The organism is uncultured Planktosalinus sp. (assembly GCF_963973675.1).
In the GTDB taxonomy this organism is placed as follows: Bacteria; Bacteroidota; Bacteroidia; order Flavobacteriales; family Flavobacteriaceae; genus Planktosalinus.
In genome coordinates this window covers 1-4240 of sequence record NZ_CAXBAN010000239.1, presented here as the reverse complement: position 1 = coordinate 4240, position 4240 = coordinate 1, and the positions used below count along the sequence as shown (strand labels likewise).

At 35.8% G+C, this 4240-nt stretch carries 4 protein-coding genes and 2 pseudogenes; all 6 read right to left on the bottom strand.

The window, feature by feature from the left end:
• Positions 1-1137, bottom strand: a pseudogene (locus tag AACY61_RS09680) (S9 family peptidase); the annotation flags it as partial.
• A gap of 82 nt (positions 1138-1219) precedes the next feature.
• Positions 1220-1987 carry a methyltransferase domain-containing protein gene (locus AACY61_RS09675; RefSeq protein ID WP_339611370.1) on the bottom strand — a complete coding sequence of 256 codons (768 nt, stop codon included), beginning with the start codon at positions 1985-1987 and terminating at the stop codon, positions 1220-1222.
• A gap of 26 nt (positions 1988-2013) precedes the next feature.
• Positions 2014-2835: a type I methionyl aminopeptidase gene (gene map, locus AACY61_RS09670; RefSeq protein ID WP_339611369.1), complete on the bottom strand. Its 822-nt coding sequence runs from the start codon at positions 2833-2835 to the stop codon at positions 2014-2016.
• Between the two features lie 11 nt (positions 2836-2846).
• The gene (locus tag AACY61_RS09665; protein WP_339611368.1) at positions 2847-3257 is read right to left on the bottom strand and encodes a hydrolase; all 411 of its coding nucleotides are present in this window, start codon (positions 3255-3257) and stop codon (positions 2847-2849) included.
• A 25-nt stretch (positions 3258-3282) separates the two neighbouring features.
• A complete protein-coding gene (locus tag AACY61_RS09660; protein WP_339611367.1) occupies positions 3283-3855 on the bottom strand; it encodes a thioredoxin family protein in 573 nt (190 codons plus the stop codon).
• 12 nt (positions 3856-3867) lie between these two features.
• Positions 3868-4240, bottom strand: a pseudogene (locus tag AACY61_RS09655) (2,3-bisphosphoglycerate-independent phosphoglycerate mutase); the annotation flags it as partial.

Here is a 4240-nt window from a genome sequence, read left to right as displayed (position 1 = left end):
ACTTGAGTAACGAAGTTTTGTTTGAGCCATTTGTCTTGGCTTTGCTGTAAATGGAGCCGGTACCTGCATAATGAGGTCTCTGTAATCTACTTCAACTTCAGGGTCACCCCCGTCAAGAGCTTCGGCCCAGATTAAAGTGGCCGGTTGGTCATCACGCCAAGAAATGCGACGTGGGCCGGTTTGAACAGCCATAAACCCTTTGGGAAGTTCTTCAATAAGCGGAACATCTACTATGTTTTTTACTAAATTCCCTTTTGTATTGTAAATATCATAAGAGGTTGGGAATCTTGAGTAAGGTACAATATATGAGAAAGGACGTTTAATTTCCGTGATTAAAAAGTATAATCCATCAGGTGAAGGAGAGATATATCTATACAATGCTGCATCTTTCCATTTTGTTTTAGAGCCATCGAGAGATACTTTCCAAAGTTCAGCAGCTGCCAATGTTTCAAAATTGGCTTCGTCACTGGTGTTTTTTAATAAATCCTGATAAGTGCGGTTTTGTGCTTTTTGGCCTTCAGCATTTTCCGAAATTACAGGTCCTGTAGGGATTGTGTTTTCAGTATCAATAAGTGAGTTTCTGCCTTCAGGAAGCACTTTGACTATAAAGCCAGAGTCATCTTTCAACCAGGTTGCGGGGTTGCCCATATTTGCATTCAGGTTTGCATCAGTTAATCGGCTGGCTTGTTTGTTTTCATAATCAATCACCCAAAGAGAAACGCCATTTTCTGTGGCATTGATAAAGGCTATTTTATCTTCAGCGTTAGACCAGTTAATGTTTGTGATTTTAGCATTTTCAGGCATTCCTGAAACAGAAATTTCTCTTTTTGTTTTCAGGTCAAAAATAGAAATGTTGTTGTAGTTTCTAGCTCTACTGGAGCTATTGGTTTTTGGGTTGATTCGTAACCCCCCCAAGCGCATTTCTTTTTCAGACAATTCATCAATTGAAATGTATTGGTTTCGATAAATAAGTATGGCTTTTGATCCATCACTGTTGATGCTCATAAATGGTGGTAGCGAAACATCAGCCAACGATAAAATATCGGGATGTGGTGTTTGATAGTTTAAATCGATTTGAGCTTGACTTCCGGTAAAAATTAACAGAAAAACTATGCAAATTTTGTTGAATGATTTCATATTTTGAAAGTGTTGATTTATTAGTTCTTAAAAATAACTAAAAAAATCAAACTTGTTTTTCTTTGGGTAGTTAAAGAAATGTTTAAATCTTTAGACACACTGGAATAATCTCACCCTTAGTAAGCCGAAAGTGCTCTATTTCTTCGATTGAAAATTGCTTTGTGTAATCAACTTCATCTACGCGGAATCCAACTGATCTTAACTTATCAAAATAATCCTGCCCATATACTCGTACGTGGTCATATTGCCCAAAAATTGTGGTGCGTTCACGGGGGTCTGTGATGCTGTTATCTTCAAAAGTGGTGGTTCTGCTGAGGTCTTGGGGAATTTGAAAAATACCGGTGCCACCGGGTTTTAAAATGCGATACAACTCCTGAATTGCTTTTTTGTCATTCGGGATGTGTTCTAAAACGTGGTTACACAAAATAAAATCAAAACTGTTGTCTTCAAAAGGCAAATTACAAATATCTGCTTTCACATCTGCGAGTGGTGAATTGATGTCTGTGGTAGTGTAGTCGAGGTTTTTTAGGTTTCTAAATCGTTTGTAAAAAGCTTGCTCCGGGGCAAAGTGAAGTACTTTTAAATTTTCTGTAAAAAAAGGGGTTTCTTTTTTTAAATACAACCAAAGCAGCCGATGTCGTTCCAGCGAAAGGGTGCCGGGTGCCAACACATTTTCTCGTTGTTTTTCATATCCATAGGGTAAAAAACTGCGATAAGATTTCCCGTCAATAGGATCTTTAAAACGATTTCCACGATACCATAATGCCAAAAGAGGTCTAAAGATATAACTTAAACGAATGAGTGATTGTCTTGGTATTTTATTAAGGAAAAATTTGAAAAGTGATTTCACGATTTAATTTGTTAAGGTGCTTTTATTTAAAGTACCAAATCAATTTGACGAAATTCTTTTTCTTCATCACTATCAATGCCCAGTTCTTTGTAGATGTATGCAAAAGTGGAAAGTAATTCGGGTTTTCCATCAACCAAAGCGACATTGTGTTCAAAATGAGCACTTGGGCGGCCGTCTTCTGTTACGATGGTCCAGCCGTCTTTGAGTTGTTTGACGCGATGTGTTCCCATATTAATCATAGGCTCGATGGCGATGGTCATTCCTTCAATGAATTTTTTTCCACGTCCGCGTTTACCATAGTTGGGAACTTCAGGGTCTTCGTGCATTTTTTTTCCCAAACCGTGGCCTACGAGTTCACGTACTACACCATATCCAAAACTTTCACAGTAATTTTGAATGGCAAATCCAATGTCTCCCACTCGATTACCGGATTTAAATTCTCTTATGCCCTTGTAAAGTGATTCTTTTGTTACCTTAAGAAGTTTTGCAATTTCAGGTTTAATTTCTCCAATTGTAAAAGTATAGGCATGGTCTCCATAGTATTCGTTTTTTATAGCACCACAATCAATAGAGAGAATATCACCTTCTCTAATTTCATAATTTGTAGGAAGTCCGTGAACGACTTGATCGTTGGCACTGATTAAAAGGGTAGAAGGGCAGTCATAAAGCCCTTTAAAGCCCGGTAATGCTTTTTCTTCATCTCGTATAAAGGATTCTGCCAGTTCATCCAGATAACTTAATTTTACACCGGGTTTTAATTCTGCTGCTATCATTCCCAGGGTTCTGGAAACTACTAATGCACTTTCACGCATCAATTCAATTTCTTCTTTTGTTTTTGGTATGATCATTCTTTATAGTATTATTTTTTAAAAAAGGAAAAGAACCCTTTTTTTTTAGATTTTTTATTAAGTGCTCCTTTTTGTTTCACTAAAAGTTGATAAATTTCGCCCCAACCTACAAGTCCACCAATATTCCTGTCATCTATATAGATGTCTGCTAAAATTTTTCTGCTTTGGGTTGCATCAAACTCTTCTTCAGGAAAACTTTTGTTTACTGCATAAAAAATAATTCCTTTTTGTTTACAAAATTCGACCGCTTCATCCAGCTCTGAACCATGACGGTAAGTCCACAATATAAGGCGGTGTCCTTCTTCCTGTAATTGTTTTAGGGTCTCAAAAGCAAAAAGCACAGGTTTTCCCATTTTGGGATATTGATTTTCAACCAATGTGCCATCAAAATCGATTGCAATTGTGAGTGATTTATGATTCATTACTCAATTAATTTAATAAAAGAAATTATTCTTCTTCTATATAATATGCGTGTTTGTATTCTTCTCCTATTGTTATTTGTAAAAGGTCTTTTTCTATACTGTTTATAGGGTATTCTACAATTCTGCCCATTTCTTCTTCATTTTCATATACTATAATAGTAGGAACGTATTCTATTTCAAATTCTTTTTCAATGCCGCTTGGGGTGTCTTTATCTTCAGAAACCATGTATAGTTTTATAGTTGAAGTATTATAATTGATTCTATCAAGAATATTTAATAATATAGGAACTTGTAATTGACTGTCAGAGCACCAAGTGCCCATAAAAACTACCATTGATTTGCCTTTTAATGTTAGTTTTAAAGAGTCAAGAGTTTGTTTGTTTGGTTCATATTTGTAGTTTTCATCAAACCAAACATCATAAGGTGCTTTTTTGATTGCATCAAACTCCTGTTTTCCGAGTAGTACAGGTACTTCTTCTTCAGGGATTGATTCATTTTCAACCAGGATTTCTTTTTGGGACTGGCCTTCTTCTTTTTTGTTATTTCCGCAAGAGACAATTAATATACTTAAAGAGAAAAAAAGGAGTTGTTTGATCATTTGTTTTCTTATTTAGATTAGTGAATTCTCGTTCATTTCAATGGGCTTTTCTAGACCCATAAGCTTTAATATTGTAGGAGCAATATTTGCTAAAACACCATTTTGTATTTTTTTAATGTCATTGTCTACAATTATTATTGGAACAGGGTTTGTCGTATGAGCAGTATTTGGGGATCCGTCTGGGTTCAACATAGTTTCACAGTTTCCATGATCAGCAATGATGATGGTTGAGTAGTTTTTTTCAATGGCTTTCTCAACAATACTTTTGGTGCAACTTTCAACCGTTTCACATGCCTTTATTGCAGCTTCAAAATTACCTGTATGTCCAACCATATCTGGGTTAGCAAAATTTAGACAAATGAAATCTGAGGAGTGTGTTTCCAAT